At 55.3% G+C, this 23,274-nt stretch carries 22 protein-coding genes; 5 read left to right on the forward strand and 17 right to left on the reverse strand.

Going from position 1 to position 23,274, the window contains the following annotated elements:
- Positions 1 to 9 precede the first annotated feature (9 nt).
- From V6936_RS04955 to pilL2, 13 genes are all read right to left on the reverse strand, one after another.
- Positions 10 to 1,170 (reverse strand): TIGR03749 family integrating conjugative element protein, encoded by a 1,161-nt coding sequence (locus V6936_RS04955; protein ID WP_131071805.1) that lies wholly within the window; start codon positions 1,168 to 1,170, stop codon positions 10 to 12.
- Positions 1,171 to 1,181: 11 nt separating this feature from the next.
- The gene (locus tag V6936_RS04960) at positions 1,182 to 1,982 is read right to left on the reverse strand and encodes a PFL_4703 family integrating conjugative element protein (RefSeq protein WP_131071804.1); all 801 of its coding nucleotides are present in this window, start codon (positions 1,980 to 1,982) and stop codon (positions 1,182 to 1,184) included.
- Positions 1,979 to 2,518: a TIGR03750 family conjugal transfer protein gene (locus tag V6936_RS04965; protein WP_009454033.1), complete on the reverse strand. Its 540-nt coding sequence runs from the start codon at positions 2,516 to 2,518 to the stop codon at positions 1,979 to 1,981. Before V6936_RS04965 ends, V6936_RS04960 begins: the two co-directional genes overlap by 4 nt.
- A gap of 15 nt (positions 2,519 to 2,533) precedes the next feature.
- Positions 2,534 to 2,944 (reverse strand): DUF2976 domain-containing protein, encoded by a 411-nt coding sequence (locus V6936_RS04970; RefSeq protein WP_081045521.1) that lies wholly within the window; start codon positions 2,942 to 2,944, stop codon positions 2,534 to 2,536.
- A 45-nt stretch (positions 2,945 to 2,989) separates the two neighbouring features.
- Positions 2,990 to 3,241 carry a TIGR03758 family integrating conjugative element protein gene (locus tag V6936_RS04975; protein ID WP_045931317.1) on the reverse strand — a complete coding sequence of 84 codons (252 nt, stop codon included), beginning with the start codon at positions 3,239 to 3,241 and terminating at the stop codon, positions 2,990 to 2,992.
- Between the two features lie 22 nt (positions 3,242 to 3,263).
- Entirely contained in the window at positions 3,264 to 3,527 is a 264-nt protein-coding gene (locus V6936_RS04980; RefSeq protein ID WP_131071821.1) for an integrative conjugative element protein, RAQPRD family, read from the reverse strand.
- 103 nt (positions 3,528 to 3,630) lie between these two features.
- The gene (locus V6936_RS04985; protein WP_003799956.1) at positions 3,631 to 4,413 is read right to left on the reverse strand and encodes a TIGR03747 family integrating conjugative element membrane protein; all 783 of its coding nucleotides are present in this window, start codon (positions 4,411 to 4,413) and stop codon (positions 3,631 to 3,633) included.
- Complete coding sequence (traD, locus tag V6936_RS04990; RefSeq protein WP_131071803.1) at positions 4,410 to 6,674, reverse strand: type IV conjugative transfer system coupling protein TraD; 2,265 nt, start codon at positions 6,672 to 6,674, stop codon at positions 4,410 to 4,412. Before traD ends, V6936_RS04985 begins: the two co-directional genes overlap by 4 nt.
- Complete coding sequence (locus V6936_RS04995; protein ID WP_045931319.1) at positions 6,664 to 7,215, reverse strand: PFL_4695 family integrating conjugative element protein; 552 nt, start codon at positions 7,213 to 7,215, stop codon at positions 6,664 to 6,666. Before V6936_RS04995 ends, traD begins: the two co-directional genes overlap by 11 nt.
- On the reverse strand, positions 7,205 to 7,996 hold the full coding sequence (locus V6936_RS05000; RefSeq protein WP_021446581.1) for a transglycosylase SLT domain-containing protein: 792 nt from the start codon (positions 7,994 to 7,996) through the stop codon (positions 7,205 to 7,207). Before V6936_RS05000 ends, V6936_RS04995 begins: the two co-directional genes overlap by 11 nt.
- Before the next feature lie 11 nt (positions 7,997 to 8,007).
- Positions 8,008 to 8,568, reverse strand: coding sequence for a hypothetical protein (locus V6936_RS05005; RefSeq protein WP_223254036.1), 561 nt, complete (start codon positions 8,566 to 8,568; stop codon positions 8,008 to 8,010).
- Between the two features lie 11 nt (positions 8,569 to 8,579).
- Positions 8,580 to 9,812, reverse strand: coding sequence for a hypothetical protein (locus V6936_RS05010; RefSeq protein WP_109088543.1), 1,233 nt, complete (start codon positions 9,810 to 9,812; stop codon positions 8,580 to 8,582).
- Entirely contained in the window at positions 9,809 to 10,363 is a 555-nt protein-coding gene (gene pilL2 / locus V6936_RS05015; RefSeq protein WP_045931322.1) for a PFGI-1 class ICE element type IV pilus protein PilL2, read from the reverse strand. Before pilL2 ends, V6936_RS05010 begins: the two co-directional genes overlap by 4 nt.
- A 530-nt stretch (positions 10,364 to 10,893) precedes the next feature.
- On the opposite strand from pilL2, the gene V6936_RS05020 reads away from it, so the two are divergent.
- From V6936_RS05020 to pap, 3 genes are all read left to right on the forward strand, one after another.
- The gene (locus V6936_RS05020; protein ID WP_336579514.1) at positions 10,894 to 11,433 is read left to right on the forward strand and encodes a hypothetical protein; all 540 of its coding nucleotides are present in this window, start codon (positions 10,894 to 10,896) and stop codon (positions 11,431 to 11,433) included.
- Between the two features lie 159 nt (positions 11,434 to 11,592).
- A complete protein-coding gene (gene mobH / locus V6936_RS05025) occupies positions 11,593 to 13,884 on the forward strand; it encodes a MobH family relaxase (protein WP_045931324.1) in 2,292 nt (763 codons plus the stop codon).
- Between the two features lie 347 nt (positions 13,885 to 14,231).
- Positions 14,232 to 15,761: a polyphosphate:AMP phosphotransferase gene (gene pap / locus V6936_RS05030; protein WP_336579515.1), complete on the forward strand. Its 1,530-nt coding sequence runs from the start codon at positions 14,232 to 14,234 to the stop codon at positions 15,759 to 15,761.
- Between the two features lie 193 nt (positions 15,762 to 15,954).
- Here the strand turns inward: pap and V6936_RS05035 are convergent, their stop codons facing one another.
- The 4 genes from V6936_RS05035 to V6936_RS05050 all read right to left on the reverse strand — a co-directional run bounded on the left by V6936_RS05035 (position 15,955) and on the right by V6936_RS05050 (position 21,142).
- Complete coding sequence (locus V6936_RS05035) at positions 15,955 to 16,413, reverse strand: hypothetical protein (RefSeq protein WP_219234808.1); 459 nt, start codon at positions 16,411 to 16,413, stop codon at positions 15,955 to 15,957.
- A gap of 21 nt (positions 16,414 to 16,434) precedes the next feature.
- Positions 16,435 to 17,637, reverse strand: coding sequence for a formate-dependent phosphoribosylglycinamide formyltransferase (gene purT / locus V6936_RS05040; RefSeq protein ID WP_003799976.1), 1,203 nt, complete (start codon positions 17,635 to 17,637; stop codon positions 16,435 to 16,437).
- A 153-nt stretch (positions 17,638 to 17,790) separates the two neighbouring features.
- Positions 17,791 to 19,401 (reverse strand): multicopper oxidase family protein, encoded by a 1,611-nt coding sequence (locus V6936_RS05045; RefSeq protein WP_336579516.1) that lies wholly within the window; start codon positions 19,399 to 19,401, stop codon positions 17,791 to 17,793.
- 673 nt (positions 19,402 to 20,074) lie between these two features.
- Entirely contained in the window at positions 20,075 to 21,142 is a 1,068-nt protein-coding gene (locus tag V6936_RS05050) for a DNA-binding protein (protein ID WP_336579517.1), read from the reverse strand.
- 187 nt (positions 21,143 to 21,329) lie between these two features.
- Here V6936_RS05050 and V6936_RS05055 point away from each other — a divergent pair, with 187 nt between their 5' ends.
- Entirely contained in the window at positions 21,330 to 22,529 is a 1,200-nt protein-coding gene (locus V6936_RS05055) for a tyrosine-type recombinase/integrase (protein ID WP_336579518.1), read from the forward strand.
- Positions 22,530 to 22,719: 190 nt separating this feature from the next.
- Positions 22,720 to 23,160, forward strand: a complete 441-nt coding sequence (locus tag V6936_RS05060) for a YtoQ family protein (RefSeq protein WP_336579519.1) — start codon at positions 22,720 to 22,722, stop codon at positions 23,158 to 23,160.
- Positions 23,161 to 23,274: the final 114 nt, after the last annotated feature.

A 23,274-nucleotide genomic window follows, 5' to 3' on the forward strand; every position in this document is an offset into this window, starting at 1 on the left:
GTTCCTTTATTACCGGCAGGCTTCAAATCGGCGCTGGCACACCAGATAAATGGCGGTGGTGTCCGTCTCGGAACCGGCTGGGCCAATTCGACCGTGCTGCGCGGTGGCTGCAATCCATTGGCCGCGCACTTGCTCAAGTGGAATCTCCAAGGGGTTATGTGACCGGTTCTTGATGAGAACGGCTGTCACATAGAGCTGGCCAGAACGCCACTGACCAACGGGGGTGGATACAACAGGGACGCCACGTATTAGGTTGGCAATTGGCTCAGCAGTGACTTCGACCTGCTGCACACCTGAGAACGGGGTGGCAAGCCGCTTTGGGGCATAAAGCTGGCGTGCGGCGTAGCGGGTGAGCTGGACCATATCTGTCGGTGCTGATTCCGCCATTTGCTGGCTCAATGTGTGCTCATTGGCCATGCTGGTCGCTTGCGCTGCCGCTTGGGAAGCGGGACCATCACCTCCGATCTCCTCTGAACCAGGCGATGAGGAAGCAACGACAAAAACCTGAAGTTCGCTACGGGCACTGGCTGTTGTGCTGTCGGCAACCAGATCGAAGGGAATTTGCTGCCCAGAGTCAATGAGCTCAGCAATGATTCGCACGGGTGTGAACTGCTGGAGGGCCGTGATGTACATCGTGCGATCAATGACTTCGATTCTGGCAATCTTGGACATATCCGATGGCACATGCAGGGCGGCAGGCGCAGGCAAGGTAATCATGCGTTCGATGCCCACAGGCAGTGGCGCACGTACCGGAGCTCGATTAAACACGGCTCGCTCGACGCCATGCGGTTTGTTTTGTGGCGGTTTGCGGATGGTCGTGCCGCTTTCGTCCTGATTATCCTTGGCCTGTTGAATGGCCGCATCCACAGTGCTCACCACCATAGCTTGGTCACCCATCACATTGACGCCAGGGGTTTGATACTCAGCGTTAGAGGGTGAGGAGCCAAGATTGGGAATCTCTCCCAGATCGGGCGCGTTATTCACTGCTGCGTTTGTTGCAGAACCCACATTGACACTTGAGTTGACGCTGTCAGGGGCTGGAGCAATAAGATCTGCTGGTACGCTCTCCAAGTTTGGCCCCAAGTCTCGCACTTGTGCCTGTGCGTACTGGGCCAGCCCCAAAAGAGCGCAGGCCAGAGCTGTTTTGCGAATGCTAAGAATGGCTTTCATGGATGACAATCTCACTCGCTTTGAGGTTGGACGGGTCGCACCTGGATAGGTGTCGGAGCGGGGTCGGTCACGTTGGTTGCCGGGTCGGTGATCGTGCCGGGCAATGTGGCGGGCACGATTTCTGACTCAGTTGGCAGCTCGGGACTTTGGTTGTTCTTCTGGACTGCGGCGACTTCGTCAGGATTCAGGCGGGCAGGGCGGTTGTTGCCATAGCAGTCAATGGCCAGCTTCCAGGGGTTTTTCTCGGGGTCAACGTCATATCGCACGACACGCATCGGATACCGGATGTAGATGTCTTTGATTTGTTGACCACGAAATGTCTCTTGCAATTGCATGTCGAGCAGTACTGTCCAGGTGCTGGTGCCTTGCGAAATGACTCGTCTGGGTGAAAACCCAAACCCTGGAATCTCGGTCATGATGCGTGTGCGTGATCGCAACTCACCGGCTCTATCTCTTGTGTTCATGTCGTTCTCTAGCTGAGCGCGACAAGACGGGGTGATGTAGGCCTGGTAGTAGTAGATTTGCTTGCCGTAGTCCTTGTACCCGTCGGCTTGCCAGCGGTTGACCTGCTGCCAGATGTAGTAGGCAAAGCCATACACATTGACGTCAGGGACCGGCGACTGGCCGTCGGTCACGGTGACGACATCCCCGCCTTGAATGTTGGGGTGCAAATTGACGTCGATTCGATGCGGTGTGCGGGCAGCAAAGTACATACCCACAGCCCCAAGAGCGGCGACAACTAAAACAAGTGCGCCCAGTCTTTTATTTGTCGCCTGAACAGTGGCCAGGGCGTTTAAATATTTTGAACTCATACGTTGTTGCTCGCTTTATCCGCTATCGGTGTCACACCTTGAGCAGCGCAAGAAGAGGGGATGGCCGTTTCGCCCGTAGAAACAACGTTCTGACGGGACGGTTTAGGGTTGAATGAAGTGGACAAGCTAAAGGGCAAGGTCCGGCCCAAGCTCCAATAACCGTTGTGGCGGATGAATTTGGCTTTCACCCACCCACGAGAGGCCATCCAGTGGTGCATAGCCTGGTTGTAATAGCCGTCAGGACGGTTGCGCTTAAGTCCCGCCAGGTATTTAGAGGCAAACCACAAAATGACTAATGGTCCAAATAGCATGATGGCCAAAAGTGTTTGCCAGAAGCCGGTTATGGCCAGCAGTACCAAGCCCAGCAGCAGACACACCACGACGGAGATCAGACCGATGATTTGTGCTTCATCGACCGTCATACCGTTCAGAATGGCTGGTTGAACATTCACGCGATCGGTTATCGGCGTAGCGATGCCCTGGGTAACTTGCTCATCTAGCTGTTCAAGGTGTGGGGCAGAGGGCTTGCGAGCCATATCGACTTTTCCCCTTTACCCGAGCGTGGCGATGGCATACGTTGCCATGGCAACGAGTGCAATGGCCAACACGCCACCAGTAATTACGTACTCTTTCAGGTCACTGATATCAGCTTGACCGCGGGTGTATTGGTTCCACTTCGTGATCGCACCCATGACGACTTTCAGGAAAAAGTAGCCGACAAAGATCATGGCCAGAATAGTGATGCCCTGTTTCCAGTAAGCGCCCATCGCTCCAAGCCAATCGCCATCGGCAACTTGAGCCCCGTCAATGCCAGAACCCGGTGTGGGCATTGTGGGCAAAGCCGCCCTGGCAGGTGACGAAAGTAACGCTACAGCAGGGATCAAAGCGGCTTGCGCGAAGTGACGCTTGGCTTTTTGCCACCCCGCTCGGGGTGCCGCCAACAGAGCGTTCAGTGTGGTCATAGCTAAACTCCGTATGGTTTGATGTGTTAAGAAGTCCTGTGAGCGTCAAACCAACACCCACAGGATTAAGGACAACAGCACAACTAATTTGACGCAGGCCCAGACCACCTCTTCCTGCTTGAGTTGGCCCTCCCGGTAGTTATCCAGGGCGGTCATCACTAGCCAGGCAAAGAACAGAACCACAATCGCAACCGTGATGATCGTCAGCACGACTTTCATGGCGTTTGGGTCAACACCCGAGCCCGCTGCAAACGCCTCTCTCATGCTCGAACCCAGCTGTGCATTGTTCATGCCCATAAGGAGATCTCCTGAAGCTGCGTCATTGGCGGTAGTCGCCTCGCAGTGGCTCGACCGGGCGCGGCTGCATAGGGGCATTAAGGTGTTGTTGAATTCCCCGACGCATCACGTCCAGATCATTGATCAACCACTCATATCGAAAATTGACACGTTGAGATGGAGGGGCATCACGAGAGGCCGCGGCCACCATCTGCTGTACGACGGCCAGCTCGTTTTCAATTCGTGCCAGACTTTCGCGCTCACTATCGGCATCACCAGCCTGAACGGTGGCGCATGCGACGAGCATGAGCGCGGCTGCCCAGGCGCGATGAGTCTTACGTTCTGAGGGGCCAGATTGCTGTGGTTTCATTTCTGTCGTTTCTCCAATGTCGTGATGTGAGCGAGAGGCGCTACATATACTTTTTGAGGGAAGCCACTGTGGTGCTGAGCGTTGCAGCAACCAGCGCGGTGAAAATCAGAACCATGTAAGCGGGGTTGAAGCCACCGAAGGGCCAAGTCAAATACAGTCCGAATCCGCCAGTCAGCGCCCAGGCGGTGTATCGCTTAGCGTGGTGATATACAAAGGAGGACTCACGGCCGCCGCTCCACCGGCGCAAGTCACGCCGTACCAGGCCATCGACCGCACCCACTAGGCACGCAAGAACGAAGGCTGGCAGCGCATAAAGGGCAATCGAAAGTCGAAGCGCTACATCCATGGCGACATACATGGAAAGCACGAGTACCGTGCTGATAAATTGGCTGGCATCAGCGCCAATCGTTTTCAGCCTGGAGGAGAGGCTGTTGCCGTTAGCCTTTATTTCTTGTGCACGACGAAGGGCCTGTTGACGCTGCATGGCGGGGTCATGGCTATTGGCATACCACTGCAAGATTCCGAACTTCTCGTAAGGCCATGAGATGTAGCCGAGCATCTTGTTTGAGAAGGCCACTGTATTGGGAATAATCAGGCTCTTCGGGGCAGCCTCGATATAGCTCAGGTCCTGCTCCACGATAGAGCGAGCATGGCCTGTGCCTTGGTCCTTCCAAATCGTATGAATGCCGGCCAGTTCTATGAACAATCCCAGCACACACGCTGAGACAGAGACCATAAGCAAACCCATGACCATCTCAAATGTCATCAAAATGGGGCCGCGAGTGGTGGGCTTAACAGGGCGGCTGGTCGAGTTGGTACTCATCCGTGCCCCCTTGTGATCAGGCCCATCGTGTCAGTGCTTATCGCGCTGTTGCTTTGAGTGTCGTCATCGGGGTCAGGATCCTGCACCGCCAGATCAGTGGCGATCATGCCCGTGCCATCGGCGATTGGCTGGCTATTGAGCCAGTTTTCAGTGAACCAGTCGGTTTCACTGGCCCATTGCTCGGAAGTCCGGTAGCGGGCCTTCATTTGCGCGGCGACGTTTTGCAAAGACTGCGGTACAAATTCGTCGTTTCTTGCATCAGCCAACGGGATTCGGATCTTGAAGCGTCGATTGCCTTCAAGTAGCGCAAAGGCTTGGCCTTGCGGTAGTTCCAGCACATCGGCTGGTTCAATCATAGGGACCTTGGTTTTGGTCCAGATATCATCGTTGCGACTGATGAAATCGACGCCGGTGCCTTGGGCGGCGGTGTCTGTGACGCCTGACATTGGCGTGAGATGGACCACCTCGACCTCGGGAACCTGGTCCGTCAGTAGCTTGGCCGTAGTGACACTACGCACGCGCAGCATGACCAGGTGGTTAAAGTTGTCCAGGATCTGGCCCGCTTTGGCCTTATCTCCGACTTTTGCCTCAATATCAAATGCTGACTGTGTGTACGCGGTGATCCGAAAGCCCGAGCCCCCCAGCTTGTTCACCATGGGCACAAATTCAGGGCCTGCAATCTCATTGACCTCGTCAAAGTGCGCACAAATGGTCGGCAACACGATTTTTCCGTCTGGGGCATGAGGGTCCAGTCCGGTCTTGTAGAGTTTGCCGCCCACGCTGACCAAGTCGGCCAGCATGGAATTACCGACCGCAGAGCTGACCACGGAATCAGAGAGGGCATCTAAGCCTACGTAGACCACGCCTCCCTGCCGGATGACGCTCATCCAGTCGAAGATGGGACGCTTATCGGTTTGGTCGTAATAGTCAGGTGAGATCAGTTTGCCTACTGCGCCGGTGGTCAACTTCTCCAGGAATGGCCCCAAGGACGCGATGATCTTTTCGTAGAAACTACGCTCATAGCTAAAGGCGGCTGCCAGTCCTGCGAGGACCGTATCGTTGATCTTGGCCTCTTTGATGAGCAAAAACATTGCTACAAATTCGGGCTGTCGATCGGCCAAGGCTCTTGGCACCGGAGGCGCGGTTTTGCGATCCTGCAGCGCGTGCTCAAGGCTGGCCAGTCTTACTTCCCAGTCGATCAGACGGCCTTGGCGGGCTTGTTGGCCAAACACCATGCGGGCATAGTCCATGAACAGACCATCAATGCCGGTCACATCTTTGAGCAAGGCTTCATAGGTCGGGACACGACCCAGCGCAACTTGGGCCTGAGCCACAATATTGGTAAAACGCCAGGAGAACTCTTTAAAAGCGGCGGAGTTTCCGCTGCTGGGCAAGGCGTTGGTGGCACGAGTGGCGACTTCGGTGATACGGGAGAAGTTGCCGATGCCGTTGTACCTGGCTGAGATCTCGGGGTAGCCAAGATGGAACATGTAGAACTGGTCCAGGCGGCCTGCACGAGCGCATTCGGCATACATACGCAGCATCAGATCGGCATCCCCCTTGGGATCGATCACGATAGTGACGTGCCCAGCATGAATGTCCTGGGTGGCAAATAACTCCAGCAACCTGGTCTTGCCCACGCGCGTGGTGCCCATGACCAGCATGTGTCCATTGCGAGAAGATTGGCGAATCTTGACGGGGGCTTCGTCCATGCTGCCCACGCCATGCACGATGGGTGAGCCACCTAAGTCTGGATGAGGCTGCAATGGGTTGAGCCAATGATCAATGCCCGCAATTCCTGCAATGGCTCGCACAATGGGTTTGACGGGGCCTTTGCCTTGCGCTTGTTCGATGGCTTTTGAACCTAGGCTGCGTAGAGCCAGCTCTTTGCCCGATGGACGCACAAAACGCTTGGCCTGCGGTTGCAAGGCCTCACGTTTACGTTGTGTGTGCGCTTGCGACCACTCGAACCCTTCGCCCAGGTAAAACTCGCCCGGTGCCACGGGAATTTTGGCGGGAGCAATTTTCGTGACTTTGTAGTATTTCAGGTGATGGTGATAACGCTTGATCCGCATCGCCTGCTTAAAGCGGACCCCGCCAAAGTAGCCCGATCCTGCTGCTGCAACGTAGCCCAAAGAAGGGGGCATCATCAGCGCCCAAGGCGCCAGGGCAGCCGTGGCCGTGACGGACCAGGCCGTTGCCGCACTCCAAATTTCGACAGGTGGACGCAGTAACGCTTCCAAGACGGCGTTATTTTTCATGCGCTTCACCTCGTTCAAAACCTTCTGAAAAGATGATCTGTCGCGCTTGACCGTCCAAGCCAATCAGCACGGGATAGACAGTCACATGCGCTGCGGCAAGACGGCTCTGTAACCAGTGGCCCGGATCAGGGACGATTGGCAATGCGTTGGCTTGTCGCTGGATGTCTTTAAAGCGTTTTTCACTGGCTGCGGATACCACAATGACAGTGGCCTGCAGAGAAAGCAGGCGTTCCAAATGGAGCTTGAGCCATTCTTCTGAGCCTTTGTCGTCACCCACAATGGCTAATGTTTGGGTCATCCATTTTGGGTTAAATACTGGAACAGCCGATGGCTTAAGCACGCCAGGTTGTAGCAAGTTCGACGTCAGCGGAAACTGGATGCCGGCACCAACACCAGGTTGGTCTGCACCTGAAATTAAGGCCGAATAATAGGAAACAGCCGGAACCGAATCGTCCAGGACGACCGGTGCAGTCTGAGCGTTGACCGAGCTGGAGATCAGTGTGGTCGCTGCAAAGAAGGCGAGGGCGAGATTACGGTGCATATCGCCTCCAACCGGTTGAAGTGGCCAGTTCCGACGCATCTAAGCCCAGGTTGGCTAATTTGTTGAAAACGCCACGGCTATAGCGATTGCCGCGGCTGATTCGTTCTTGCGTATTTCTGGAGCCCGTGTGATAGAGAGCGACCGCCAAACGCCAGGAACTGTTGCGGTCAAAGTGTTCACGCAGAATTTGTGCACCTACATCGAGATTGGGGTAGGGATCCAGAGCACGTTCAAAGCTTTGGAGCTTGTCGTTGTGGTAGCCCCAGTTCACCTGCATCGCACCGCAATCCACATTGCGGATACCTCTGACATCCACATACTTGCGCAAGGCCTTGAGGGTGGCCTCATAGGAGCCATAGCGCTTAGCAGCACCTCTGACGCACAGAGTCCAAGGGTAGGGCAGCGTCTGCCGACCAAATTTCATTTGCGACTCTTGCAGTGCCACGCCGTAAAGCAGCCACGGATCTATGTTCCAGCGCTGTCCCGCCCAGTCATAAGCGCGGGGTGGCAACAAGGATGCCGTCACGATCGGCGCACCAGGACGGGTGCGTGTGCGAGGCATCTGACGAACATAGCCGTGGGGGATAGTCGTCTGCTCCTGGGGTGTGATCTTGGGCTCAATGCGCACAGCCGTATCTGACCAATATGGCCACCATTGCGGGTCCAGGCCTTCAGGCTGCGCCAGCTCCGATTGCGCAGGTGCAGCCATTGCCCACGAGCGCGTCATGACGCCACTGGCCGTCAGTGCCGTGAGGGCGCCAAGAAACTGTCGGCGGTGCATGGGGGTACCCATCACTTTGCAGAGCCCTGTGCTGGCACACTTTGAGTCAGAGGTGTGTAGCCCGGAGCGGGGGTCTCGATGATGGCCGTGCGCGGCACGTTCAATGTGTCAGCCGCACCTACCGTGGCGGGAACGGGTGGGATTTGACTGAAATTGACAACTGGCTCATTTGGGTAAAGGCGTGCCATCGCTTCGGTGAAAGCACGATTCCATGCCAATGAGCGCTCCACGTCGGCATGAAAGGCGCGGGCGAACATTTCGGCATACTTACGGCGCTCTGCTTCCGAGGTCGCGTGAATGCCCAGCGCTTCGATAGGCGAGAGGTTTTCCACCGAGAATGCTTTGCGAGGGCCTTCCAGCAAGGTTTTGGCGCGCAACATTTCTTCGTCGGTTAAGCCCCAAATATTGGCGCGCAGGCGATCTACGGCATCCAGCGCAATCGGATTACGCCCTTGTGACTGCGTAGCATTGGCGACTTCTTCGGTACGCTGCTGAGCGGTGGCCTGGGTTTGCGAATGCGCCATCGCAGGGAAAAACAGGGGCAGGCTGATGGCTACTGCTTTGATTTTCATAAGGCGCGGCATCACTGGCCCTCCACAGTTAATTTGGTGGTTTTTCCGTTTACGAGAAAAGAGGCGCTGCGCTCGGATGCGCTTGCGCTTTGCAGCGTGACGCCGTTGACGGTGTCACCTGGTCGCATCACTAAGGTTTGGTTGTCGCCTGCGCGTGTACTGGCGACGACAACGGAGGGTTTGCCATCCCACATATCGACTGAGACCAGACGAACGCTTGGCTTCGGTGCGGCCTTGGCTCGACGAGTGACCGGCTTTTTCACGGGGGCAGGTTCAACAACTGGCACCGCCTCTGGTTCTGGTTCAGGTGTAGGTGCAGGTGTGGACAGAGCAATCAACTGTTCGTTTTGTTGTAAGAGCTCATTGAGTAACTGCCTGATTTCGTTGACATCACGTTGCAGGGACGAGATTTGCACCTCAAATGTTGGTGTTTCTTGAACGGCGTACGAGGCTTGCGATGTTTCAAGGTTCGATGGGAACGACTCTCCGAGATCAATGGAAAGTTCTTGGAATTCCGTTGACTCTGCCGTGTCTATCGGATCTGTTCCCATGGGCATGTCAGAAGCTTTCTCTACATTGCCTAGTTCACTGGTGGTGGGAGCAGGGGAGGGCTCAGAACCCTTTTCCTCATCCTCAACAGGGGCGACCTGGTCTTCGATTTCAGCCAGTGAAGGTTCGGCTGCCGACAAGGCGGCTGTTTGCTCAACCACAGGTTGGTTAAACAGGTATTTCCAGCTCAAGAAAAGGACAGCAAAAAGCACCAACGCCAGGATTAGCTTCCACGGATAGCCTGTCTTTTTCTTGAGCGTTGGAGCATCGGTAAGCGCTGCGGATGCCAATGGGGATGGCGTAATGCTGGCTGCTTGCGGTTGATTTTCTTGTTCAGCAAAGAAATCGGTGACTGCTTCATTGTTTTGCGTCTCGGTCAGGGGATCCACTACAGACGAAAACACGGGCTCCACGTTCTGTTTTTCAACGCTTGCCGTTGGTTCTTTGCGAGAGAACAAAATTTGCATGACTGTTCGCAAGACACCTGGCTTGTTTGGGGTAGCGTCCTCCAACTCACGACGGGAGTCATAGTCGTGCTGATCCAGCTTTTCTTGGCGTTCACGCTCAAGCTGCTGGTCTTGCTCCATTCGTTCATGTTCCAAGCGCTCGAGCCGTTCACGCTCTAGCTGCTCGGCTTGCTCCCGGCGGCGAAGATCGTCTTGCTGCTGTTGCCATTGTTGATCTTGTTGGTTCATGGCTGCACCCCGCTGATGCGCTCGGTCAGGGGCAACCACGGCTTTTTAGGGTCAACTGTGACGGGGTAGGTTTGGGCGTGGAGCCAATTCTGTGTCAGTTCGACGCCTGACAGAGTCGGCTGTGCCGCTAGACTGATCCACAGTCTGCGACGGATGGGGTCCTCGTCCCAGCGCCAGGTCTCACCTACGAGTGCATTTAGGACATCACGCACTCGATACGTGCCCAGCGACCGCTGGGACTCTGGAAGGGGTAAGCGAAGAAACTGCGCGGCTTCTAGCGACAGCTTGGAGCGATCAAGCTGCCAGCCAGTCCGTTTGAGGGTGTACTCAATCGCACCATCAATGGTGGCTACGTCTTGACGTGGGTAAGTCAGTGCCACAAACACAGACAGGGGATCAGAAACGCTATGCCCTGGTGTGCTGGCTTGTGTGCTGTATTGTCCTATTCGCACCTGTGTGCCGTTGTCGTAGGTATCCCCGACCTGGGCTTGGGCCTGCAACGCCAAAACAGCCAGTGGCGCGGCAACAGCGAGTCTAGCTGTCCAGCTCATGAAGTACTCCATCCGATTGAGAATGGCGTTCAGTGTTGCAAAGGCACCCCAAGGTGTCGCTCGTTAACCCAAGGTCACGTAACACGGGGTTTCAGCTTGACGAAAACAGTTATGTGCGTTATCCGCGCGGCCTGCTATATGCGTTTTTGAGTAAGTGAAGAAAGGGTATTCAAGTTAAAATGTTTTGCATTGCACAATACAACTAGAACAAGAATGTGTTGACGGACTGCCGGGGCGTCAATCCGCTACTGGGAAAAGGTTGCTACGGGTCAAGGGCCTTATCCAAAGGGCCGCCGTCCACCTAAAAATCCGGTGGCCGTCGGGAAAGGCTTTACAGGTAGGGGAAAAGGGGGCTTACGGGTTACGCAGCGCTTCACCCAGGGGCTGGGTGAAGCGCTACAAATGGCCTCGGCCAGCATAGCGGGCTGTGACTTATCAGAACTTAACGTTGCGCGCAAGCGAGAACCCTAGGTTACGTCGCACCCGGTATCGCGTTGAGTGATAGCAAACCGCTTTGTAGAGTGGCCGCTATGACTATCCTCGCCCACCTCGCTGAAAACGAGCATCCATACCCCGATCCTGGGTTCCCCCATTTTGGGCGTGATGCGCACGACCGTGCTCATGCGATTTACCGCATTGTCGAGCTCCTGACTGAGCTCGGATTGGCTGAATGGGTCCCCCATTTTTCAGCCTGGCTATCGCGTTATGACGGATTAGAAATTTATGCTGAGGATGAAGATGATCCTCATCTGTGTGTGAGAGAGATTTTGAAGAATCATTGTCAGAACCTGGCGCAAGAAAGCAGCCAGGCCGTAGATCTCGCAGGGCGCAAAGAGAGCATTGTTGAAGATATTTTGCAGCAGCCATTTGTCCATTATCGGGCCCACTGGGGCAAAAATATGCTGCCTGATCCTGATTCAATTCAATGGAATCCACTGCAGATGAGCTGGTTCCATTTCCTGCAGCTGGGCGATCCGCAACATCCCACTGAGTCACTGCATATTTTGCTCACATTGCGACATCCTCGTCCGACTCTGGAGACGTTGCGAGCCGATTTGCTTGAACGTTAGAGCATGACTCACCGCCGAACCCCGCCTTGGATCTCGAAGTTCTCCACTTTTATTCCGCGACGCGCCTCCAGTACGACTAAGCCCGCACCGGTTCCGCCACCTCCAAGCCCCCCACCAGTTCCAGTTGCCCAACGTGTAGCAGGGCGGGAGGAAGGGTGGTTGCGTGTTCTTGAGTCTGATGACTTGATCCGTCTGCTGAAAGCTCAAAAAGCGGTTCATCAAATGTTCCTGCAGTCTCGCGTAGCAGATCCTGTTTTTCGACGAGATTTCATCCCAGCTATCCGACGATATGCAGAATACGTCCAGCTTATGCCTGCCTCAGAAGCACACCATCACGCCCACGCTGGTGGTTTGTTGGCCCATACGCTGGAGATGGTATTGGCAGCCATGACCTGGCGAAACGCGCATTTTTTACCTACGAATGCTCCCGTTGAGCAGATTGACGCCGAGCGTGATCAGTGGACCTATGTGGTCTTCTACGCGGCACTGCTTCATGACATTGCCAAACCGATGACAGACCTACGGATCTTATGGCGAGGCGGGGCGATGGATGAACCGTTGCGATGGAAACCGCTGGCTGGCTCCTTGTTCGAAGTGGGGCAGGGGCGTCTGGATCTGGAGTATCGGGTCGAGTTTGAGCCAAAAGCCAGCCGGGACTACCAGGCCCATAATCGCCTGGCACTGACCCTGCTTCATCAGATTGCACCAAAATCTGCCTTAACTTTTTTGTCCCAAACGCCTCACGCCTTTGATGCGCTGACTCATTATTTGTCTGGCCACAAGGATGGATTATTGGCTGACATTATCAAACGCGCTGACCAGGCCTCCACCAGCAACGCATTGATGAAGGGCAGTAAGGCTCGTTTTGCGACAGCCAATGCAGTACCGCTGGTGGATTTACTCATGCAAGCGCTCAAAAGCATGTTGCAGTCTGGAACGGAATTGCCGCTCAATCGTACTGGAGCTGCCGGATGGGTGTATGACGGCTCTGTGTGGTTTGTGGCTAAGCGTTTGGCCGATGCCACGCGGGCCTGGATTAAAAAGCATGAGCCTGACGAGTCTGTACCTGGAGAGGCCAAGAACGATAGGCTGTTTGACACATGGCAGGAATATGGAATCTTGCAAGTCAGTCCTCATTCTGGCCAAGCTATTTGGCACGTTGAAATCAACGGGCAAACGCCGGCAACAGAAGAGGGCACAGAAGCCCATCAATATCGACACAGACTAAGTGTGCTGCGCTTTCCACTGTCAAAGCTCTATGATGAGCCAAACTTATACCCACCGGCGATGTCCGGAGAGATCCATGTCCGGGCCAAGCGTGGCGATGATGAGTTTGAAACAGAGGCTGATCCAGCTGCGGTTGATTGTGAGCACAGCGCTGACACAACAGTCATTCAAGCCAAAGCTGCTCCAGAACACATTGATGAAGGAATATTGCCGCAAAAGGTGGCCACAACGGCCAAAACTGCTTCAGCTCGTTCCCAAACTGCAGCACCCAAGCGTAATCTCGTACCAGCAATGGAGTTTAGAAAGCCCAAAAATGCGTCAACTGGCGCAGCCAAGCGTCAAACACCGAAAAATGGCGCAACGCAAAGCGGCAACCAGCCCAAACCTGTGCCAACCTCAAGCAATACTCACCAAACTGCTTCGATTCAGGCATACGACGACGAGACGGTGATTTTGCCAGCCGAACTCGCCGTAGATGGCTTTGATGTTGACGATGACTTTCTGGATGAAGCTGATACAGCATCCAACATTATTCATCGCAGCCCACCGCAAGCGTCGCATAAACCCACGCCTGTGCCAGGCAAAAAATTACATAAACATGAAGCAACAGCCCTAGCTGCAGCACAGGCTAAAAGTGTTGAGCCAGCCTCTGTTGAGCACACACTTGGAGCATTACCAGCCTTACCGACGCCTAAAGCGCCGGTTCTTGAGCCTGAGTCTGCTCCAAAGACACAGGCAAAATCGCAACGCATGTTCAGCCAGGCCAACACCACGCCTGTCGTGTTGACCCCGAGCCTGCCTGAACTACCGCACGAAGCTCCTGTGAAGGAACCCAGTGAAGCCGCGACGGCGTTTATACAGTGGCTGCAGCAAGGCTTGGCCAGCCGTGAGATTAAGTACAACGAATCCGGGGCACCCGTGCATTTCGTAGAGGAAGGCATGGCACTGATTTCACCCAAGATTTTCAAGCTCTACGCGGCTCAAACAGGGCCTGAAGAACAGGCCGACGCCATGGGGATGCAGATTCAGCGAGAGGTTATCAAAGCTGGGTGGCATCGGATGCGGCAAGTAGAAGGTGGTGGCAAGGTCAACATCTTGCGCTACCAGATCATTGGCAAAGGAAATGTGCCGATCGCCTCGCTGGCGGCGGTGGTGTTGATGGACCCGGACCGGTTTGTTTTACCCGTGCCGCCCGTCAATCCAGTATTAAAGTTGGATCGTTGAATGAAGGGGATGTTTGACACAGGATAAAGTGCTGTGCTACCGTCCGATCAGTCGTGCAATTCAACGTTTCGACGGGGTTTCGGTTTAGATTACTGTGAGGTGCCTAACTTCACATAATGCAAAAGACTGCTGAACAGGCTCGTTTTCCTCCCTAGAGGACGGCTGGGAAACATCGCATAATGTATATTATGTAAAGTCGCGAATCGATCAATGTTTCTGGTTGAGGCGCAGTTCCGTTTCGGTCTCCCCTCCGTTTATCTTTCGCCGATTATTTTTACGCCCAAGGTAGTTAAGTTTTCCCTGGCGTGGTTATAGTGGATTGCTAAGTAAAACGGAGCAAAAACACGATGGGCCATGTACTACAGTTTGCTGAACGCGACCCCAGCTTAAGTGATGAGTTGGCCAAGGCGCAGATCGAAACACTGCGCGAAGCCTTGTTGCTCAAACAGTACGAACGGCTGGAAAAAGCCGATCAAACCTTGCTGATTGTGGTGGCCGGCATGGACGGTGTGGGGAAAGGATCTGCCATCAACACCCTGAACACCTGGTTGGACCCGCGTCATGTGCATACCTTGGCGTTCGGCAAACTCAGTGAAGAAGAAGCCATGCGTCCCCTTATGTGGCGTTATTGGAATCGCTTGCCGGCACGGGGTCAGACCGGACTGGTGTTTGGCTCCTGGTATGCACCCCTGATGAAAGAGCTGGCGCGTAAAACGCCCGATCCGGCCAGGATTGCGTTATATACCCACTTGATTAACCGGTTTGAGGCGCAATTGGCCTATCAGGGTGTGCAGGTGCTCAAGTTGTGGTTCCACCTGTCTGCCCAGGCGCAGCTGGATCGTTGTGCCATGCTGATGGCTGACCCCAATACGGCATGGCGCGTTAGCAAGGCTGACCTGAAAGTTCACAAACAATTCAAGACCTTGCGTAACGCCGCCACGCAGACCATCAATCTGACTCATCGTAACTATGCGCCTTGGGTGGTCATCCCCAGTGCGGACAAGAATCTGCGTGATGTGTCCTTGGCAAAAGTGGTATTGCAAGCGATGGACAAGCCTATTGTCCCGCGTCAGGTCAGAGAGCCGCATGCCTTCCCGTTTCGCTTGAATGTTCCGGCCGCTTCCTTGCTGTCCCCTCCCCCTGTAGAGCCTGTGCTCGATTACGACACGGAACTCCTGCATTGGCAGGGGCGTCTGTCGACCGCGGTACGCAGCAAGGCGTTTCGTAATCATTCTCTGGTACTGGTGTTTGAAGGGCGCGATGCCGCTGGCAAAGGCGGCACGATTCGTCGTCTGACCGAAGCGCTGGATGTTCGCACTTACGATATTCATCCTATTTCCGCTCCCAATGCGGTGGAACGGGCACGGCCATATTTATGGCGCTTCTGGCGTAAGTTGCCGCGACTGGGCGAGGTCGCGATTTTTGATCGCTCTTGGTATGGCCGAGTTCTGGTGGAACGGGTGGAAAAGCTGATTTCCCGGGCCGCCTGGCAACGCTCATATGAAGAAATCAACGAATTTGAGGCGCAATTGCTTGCCAATGGCACGGCCGTGATCAAGTTTTGGTTGGATATTGATAAAGATGAGCAACTCAAGCGCTTCAAGGCCCGTGAGCAAACGCCCTTCAAGAATTACAAGATCACGCCAGAGGATTGGCGCAATCGGGAAAACTGGGCGGCTTATCAACGGGCGGCTGAAGATATGTTTGCTCAGACTGACACTCATATGGCGCCTTGGCATATTGTGCCCAGTAAAGATAAAAAAGCCGCTCGCATCCAGGTATTGCGCACCGTGGTCGAGACTCTGGAATCTTTGGACGAACATATGATCAGCCTGAATGAGCCGGCTTTGGCCGATCAGGTCAGTGAGCAGGTATAAAACAGCGGGCTGCTAATGATCCGCCCCAAATGCAGTCATCCTGCATTTGGGGCGGATTTGTGTGGGAATGGTGGGCGGCCCTGGGAACACGCACACCGGATCGTGATGATGTGTCTTGACGCTACGCTCACAGGCTCGTCAGCACCGCGTTCATTTAGCGCTGTTTGGCCTGGTCCCGCAGTGCGGACGCCGCTTAGAGATCCTGGCTGGCGGCAAGACGAAGTATTTTGTGCCAACGTCGGAGATCGGCGGCATTGGTGGGACGGATATGCCAAGGCTGTACGGGGTTGCGCAGTAGCAGCGTCAAGCCCCTGCCCTGCACTTCAATGGTGTCAATATCCGCAAAAATAAAGGCGCGGCTCCCCTGCCCGGTCTGAATATGGCCCCGCTTTTGCAGGGCATCCAGTCGTAAGGAACCATCAGCGAATGCCAGCTCCACAATGCGTTGGCCATGCTGTTTTTTTCCGTGAATAGCCAGGTGATGACGACGCCAGAGGATGAATGGTGTCAGCAGTATGGCCACTGCCACCAGTAGACTGAGGATAGCGGCCATTACACCCGCGCTGGCGTTCACCCGATTGAAAAGCTGCACGCCGCCCTGCATCAGCCCCGCAAGAATGCCGATTAGCAGCAGGACGACGATAATGGGCATGGCGACGACCGGTCTTTGGACTTAGCGGGCTTGAACGGTCACCGTGGCCGCCGCCTGACGCGCATTTTCACGAGCAGTTTCCAGGTCGTCATGTGCCGCCAGAGCGACACCCATGCGTCGTTTCTCGAAGCTTTCGGGTTTGCCGAACAAGCGGATATCGGTTTGCGGAATGCGTAACGCCTGAGCTACGTTCAGGAAATCGACCTCTTTGGCGTCTACTCCTCCGTAAATCACTGCGCTGGCACCGGGCATACGCAAGGCGGTGTTGACAGGCAGGCCCAGAATGGCACGTGCGTGCAGCTCAAACTCCGACTGCCATTGAGTTGCCATGGTCACCATGCCGGTGTCGTGGGGACGCGGGCTGACTTCGCTGAACCAGACCTGATCGCCTTTGACGAAAAGCTCGACACCAAACAGACCTTGACCGCCCAGGTTCTGAGTGACCGCCTGGGCAATCTCGCGCGCGCTTTGCAACGCTTGGGGACTCATGGGCTGCGGCTGCCAGCTTTCCACGTAATCGCCATCCACTTGTTGGTGACCGATGGGATCGCAGAACTGGGTTTCAATCTGACCATCGGCGCCGACAGCGCGCACGGTCAGCAAGGTAATTTCGTAATCAAAATCGATGAAGCCCTCCACGATGACGCGGCACTGGCTGACGCGGCCACCGGCCATCGCGTAGTCCCAGGCTTGGGCAACGTCCTCGGGGCCGCTGATTTTGCTTTGGCCTTTGCCTGAACTACTCATCAACGGTTTGACTACGCAGGGGTAGCCGATTTTGCTGTCAATGGCCGCTTGGAGTTCTTGCAGTGATTCACAGAACTGATAGGGGCTGGTGGGCACACCCAGAGTTTCCGCGGCAAGACGACGAATACCTTCGCGATCCATGGTGAGTCTGGCGGCACGAGCGGTAGGGATGACACGGACCAGACCTTGCGCTTCCAATTCTTCCAGCACGCCCGTGGCAATTGCCTCGATTTCCGGTACCACTAAGGTGGGCTTTTCTTTTTCGATCAGGGCGCGCAGTTGGTCGGGGTCACTCATGGTGATCGTGCGCGCGTGATGGGCGACCTGTTGCCCCGGCGCATTCTCGTAGCGGTCGACCGCGATGGTTTCCACCCCAAGACGTTGCAGCGCAATCAGCACCTCTTTGCCCAGCTCTCCCGAGCCCAGGAGCATGATTTTGTCCGACGACGACGATAAGGGGGTGCCCAACAGGCTCATGGTGCATGCTCCGCAGAAAATGAGAAAGTCAAAAGCGCTATTGTAATGCAGACCGTGCCTGCTTTTTAAAAGGGGGGACGGCTTTGTCCGCCCTGCCGGCACACACACCGGCAAGGCGGACTTTGTTGACCGAGACCGCAGGATGCGCGGCCTCTATTCCACCATTAACTGAGCCATCATGCCCAGGTCCTCATGCTCCAGGATGTGGCAGTGGAACATTCGCAGGCCCGGTAGTTCCTGTCGGAATGCCAGACGCACGGTTTCTCTGGGACGCAGATTGACAGTATCTTTCCAGGCGCGGAACGCCTCTGGAACCGACTGCATCCCGGTTTGTCGGGCGAGGACCTGAAACTGGGTCCCATGCAGATGGAAGGGATGGTCCATGTGAGAGTCGTTGATCACGTCCCAGTATTGCCATTGCCCGGTCGGACAGCGCAGGTCTATGCGGTTCATGTCATAAACCTGATCGTTGATGCGGAACATGGAACGCAAAGCTGCCATTTCAGGCATCATGGCATCGCCGTCCATGGTGCTGGCGATATTCATTGCGCCCATGTTCTGATGGTGCTGGTTCGATGTCGCCCCTGAGCCGTGTTCTGACGACATGGGCATGTCATGATCCATGGGCATCAATTCGCTAAAGACCACTTTCGTGGTGTTGGAGGCACCGGGCACAAGGGGAATGGCCCGTAACTGCTGTGGAAGGACGAGTTCCTCCTGGCGTATTGTCAGGTGTGCGAGGGTCAATGTTGTGGGCTGCTCCTGGACCAACATTTTTTGTCTGTCGTAGTACAGGGCTTGCAGGGTGCTCTCCAGATTTCGATCAGTCTGAATGAAAAACTCGACCCGTTCGGCTGGTGCAAGGAGAATGGAGTCGACCGCCTCCAAGGGCTGCTCCAGCAGGCCGCCGTCCGTGCCCACCTGAATCAGGCGAGCGCCGGGAATATGCAAGTTCAAATAACGGGCTGAGCAGGTATTCCATACGCGGATGCGCTCTCGGGAGCGGGTTTGTATCACTGGCTGGCGCTGGCCATTCAGTAAGACAAACTGCCCCTCCCTACCGTTCATCCAGTCCAGGCCCGTATTGGGCGGAATATGGCCCGTGTTGTCCAGTCGTATGTCGCTGATAGCCCAATGTTGCTCCGCGAACTCTCTGAGTGGGTCAGCGTGTGAGCGTACGATAATGGTTCCGCCCAGTCCGTGTGCGACCTGCTCTCCGCTTTTGCCATGTGGGTGTGGGTGGTACCAATAGGTTCCGGCACTTCCCTCTGGCAAGGTAAAACGGTAGTGACGCCGTTGTCCGGGTAAAACGGTGTCTTGAGGATTGCCGTCCTGATCAGAGGGAACTGGCAAGCCATGCCAATGCAGGGTGGTTGCCTGATCCAAACGGTTTTCAAATTCAATTTCTACTTGATCGCCCTCATACAGTTCAATCAAGGGCCCTGGCATTTGCCCGTTATACAGCCAAAGTTCTGTGTTTTGGCCATCCGCCAATACTCGTCGATGAGCGGCGGCGGTAATGTTGGCCTGAAACAGACCAGGTTTATCGCTGCGGTTTTGAAGCACAGGCAAGGCCTGCAGGGCCTGGCCGGCTGGCATTTTCTCTACAGGCATCAAGCCCGTACGGGTGGTCACGCCCTGTTCGGCCATCCCGTGTGACATGGGGTTGTGATGCCCCATCCTGCTTTGTGCCCAGCTCCGTAACGGCAAGCTGCCCAACAGGCTTGCGGTCACGCTCAGTTTAAAAAAATCGCGTCTTTTCATGGGTTTGCCCCAGTAGATCATCACTGTTCATGGGCCGTCCGCCTTTCCCTAGCAAAGAGCATGGAGGTGCGGATCGGCAATGGAATGGAGGAGATCAGGACGCGCGTGGAGGCGGTTGTGCGGGGCCAAACAGCCGCGAGAGATAGTGTTGATGCAAAGGTGCTGGCGGAAAAGCTGCCTGTGCTACAGTCGCGGCCGGCAAGCTCACCTGACTAGCCAGACAGGCACAGCAGCTTATTTTGAGTGGGGTGTTGCAATGATGGGGGGCACGATGAGGTGATTGGCCCAAAACGGAGGATTGCGCGTGAGCAACAGGATGCCCTGCATCGTGAATCCTTGCTGCCTGTGCGTCTCGGCCAATACTCAAACCCATACCCAACAGCAGCACCAGCAGGCCGGTCAATAAGAGCCAGCCGACGGTTTTGCGAGGAGAAATGGGCGTGTGCAACATGCGATAAAGCTTAGCATGGGCCTTGCGGCTCTCGTTGCTCTTAAAACAGTCCGTTACACCGCGTGCTGCTGCGATCGAAGACTGGTCGCCCGGCGGATTGATCCAGATTCTACAGCGTTCAAGGGACTGCCATGATGGCAAGGCCCTGCCTCGGCTTGCTCAGGTGTTACAGCGCCATCCGATCTGTTTTATAGCGTTCATTGCGTAAGGAGCCAGGACTATTTATTTTTCAGAATCACTCTTGATCAGGCGCCGCTTCAAGCGCAGCGATCTGACGGGTTGTGACTGTGCCTGTTTCAGTTCCTGGCTGAGCAACTGGGCTTTCTTGCGTAACTCGTCATTTTCGCGCTCTAGCAAGGCGGTACGAGTGCGCAGCATCTGCACCTGTCCTTGTATTTCTTTGGCCAGACTATGGCTGATATCCAGAGCAGCTTGCAGGGCACGGCGTTCGCCCTGCTCCTGTCCCAATTCCTGACGCAGCTTTTGCAGGAGGTCTTGTTGCTGGTTCAGTTCTTGCTCGTGAGCCTGACGCAAGGCTTTATTCGTTTGCTCGGCCTCTTCGATGTGCTGACGCAATCGTGTCTGAATCGAGCGTTCCTTGTCGATCTCCAACAAGGCTCGGCGTTCGTTAGCCTGGGCCCGCTCCTCGGTCAATTCAATGGCTTTTTGCAGTCGTTCCAGGTCCAGGGTGAACTGTTCGCTTTGACGACGAAGCTCTTGCTGCAGGCCTTGTTTCTCGATTTCCAGCTCATTTTGACGCTGGTTTGCGTGCAGCAAGTCTTGTTTCAAAGCCGCCTGTTCCTGCCCTGCTCTTTGCAAATTGTCGTGATACTGCGCTATCTGTGCCTGGGCGCGTTTCAGATCGCCCTGCCCTGCCTCCAGTTCGCTTTGCGCTTGCCGAGTCTGTGCCTGGGCCTGGGCAACCCGCTCGTCAGCCTGGATTTGATAATGCTCCATCTGCTGTTTTGAGTGGCTCAAGGCCTCTTGCCAGATACGAGCCAACAGCTCCCCCGTCAGCGCTTGCAACTCTTCCGGCATATCGGCCACGTCCAGGCGAACCCGGCTTTTGTCGCGCAACTCCTCCCAGAACGTCTGTAGCGCCTGAGCGGGTGCGCTCATGCTGCCCTTGCGGACCAGCTGATACAGCTTGTTGGCGGTGGGTGTGACGCCATAGCGAAAAAAAAGCAATGCCGCCACTTCTTTGTACAAGGTCTGCGTATGGCTGAAGCGATCCCGTAATTCAGCGACGTCAGCCAGAATTTGAGACTCATTAGGCTGCTTGGGCTCCATTTTCATACTCTCATCAATTATTTGGTTAATAATACAACGTAATATATAAAATTATCAACTAAATGGATTTATAAATTTGACATTATCTCTATAATGTCAAATTATTAAGTGTCTTAGGTCCTTGACGGCTGCGATACGGCCTTGGGCCGCGCCCACCTCCCTTTTTTCTCCTTCTTTCCCTGTTTGCATGGAAATAATCCCCTCCTCGTCGTCCACCGAATTGGGTTCGGACGATATTGCGCAACTACTGGCTCGGTTTGACGGGCGGCAAGGTGTTAACCGCTCTATGAGTGGACGGGCCCAGATTGAAGCTCAAACCGATATCGAAGCGCTACGAGCCTGGCTGGCGCGCTATATCGATAGCCCACGCACCTACGCGAACTACCGTAAAGAGGCCGAACGTCTTTTGTTATGGGCGGTACTTGAGCGTCGCAAGGATTTGTCCTCTCTGAGTCTGGAAGACATTCTGGCCTATCGCCTGTTTCTGGCAGATCCGCAGCCCGCTCATCGCTGGGTGGCGCAAGGTCGCGCGCGCCCTGCCCGTCATCATGCAGCCTGGCGCCCCTTCGCAGGCCCCTTGTCTGAAAGCAGTCGCAATCAGGCTTTGTTGATTCTGAACTCCTTGTTCAGTTGGCTGGTCCAGGCTGGTTATCTGGCGGGAAATCCCCTGGCTCTGTCTCGTCAAGGCCGACGTCAGAAGAAAGCGTCTGCGCCACAGCAACGCTATTTGAGTCGGCAGCAGTGGCGTTGGGTACAGGACTATATTCAATCCTTGCCCGAGGACACCCCCAGCGAACATCGCCATAAAGCCCGCGTGCGCTGGCTTTTTTCCATTTTGTATGGCGGCGCCTTGCGTATTTCTGAATTGATCCAGGCCCGTATGGCTGATGTTCAACAGCGGCCAGAGGCCCCGTCATCCGCGCAGTGGTGGCTGCAGATTCATGGCAAGGGAGACAAGTGGCGGCGCGTGCCCTTGACGCAAGAGCTGTATGAAGAGTTGATGCGTTATCGACAAGCGCATGATTTGCAGGGGCCTCCCCAGGCCTTGGAGCCATATCCTTTGCTGATGTCATCGGGGGCGAGTGATAAACACTTGAGCCGTGCGATGGCGCATGTGTTGGTCAAACAGGTTTTTCAAGGCAGTGCCGATCGTTTACGGAGTTTGTACCCCGATCAGGAGTCCCAGGCCCGTGTGCTTGAGCAGGCTTCGGCACACTGGTTGCGCCACTCGGCGGGCTCTCATTTGGCGGATCAGGGGGTGGATTTACGGATCATCCGTGACACCCTGGGCCACGAATCCATCGCCACCACCAATATCTATCTACATGCGGATGACGATCAACGCCACCGCGCGCTAGAGCAATCACATCGTCTGGGCTGGGACTGAAGGCTTGGCCCAGAGCGGGAGCGATGGCTGCGCTTATGTCGGTCCTTGCGCTTGCTTCTGTGTCGATGCTGGATAAGCACTATCGTGTTTGCCTGCTGCCGGGCGGCGTTCAATGTGCTACTGTTAAGCGGGTTTGAATGCGCCGGGCGCCTGAACAAAAGGCGTCCGGCTTTTCTTTATGGAGTGCGTAATGACTTACACCGTGTATCTGTCCGGCGAAATTCACACCGACTGGCGCGAGCAGATTGCTCAAGGAGCCAACGCCGCTGGACTGGATATCCTCTTTACCAGCCCTGTCACGGACCACGATGCCAGCGATGCGGCGGGCGATCACTTGGGCCCTGCCAGCGAAGGGTTCTGGCGTGACCACAAATCCTCCAAGATTAATGCCATCCGTACCCGAGCCTTGATTGAACAGGCGGATTTGGTGGTGGTGCGCTTTGGGGATAAATACAAACAGTGGAATGCCGCTTTTGATGCTGGATTCTGTGCCGCCTTGGGCAAGCCCTATGTCACCTTGCATGCCGAAGATATCATTCACCCCTTGAAAGAGGTGGATGCCAGTGCACAAGCCTGGGCAAGTACTTCTGAGCAAGTGGTCGAAATTTTGCGCTACACGCTGAAGGCCTGATACTCGGTCCGCTCATTGTGTGTCATCGACAGCACCACTGAGTCATCGTCCTGCCGCCCATCTCGGGCGGCATTTTTTCGCGTTTGCAGGCAGTAAAACCCGCTGCTCTACTGA

Origin of the sequence: Alcaligenes sp. CHO6 (assembly GCF_037120595.1) — a bacterium.
Taxonomy (GTDB): domain Bacteria; phylum Pseudomonadota; class Gammaproteobacteria; order Burkholderiales; family Burkholderiaceae_B; genus Alcaligenes; species Alcaligenes ammonioxydans.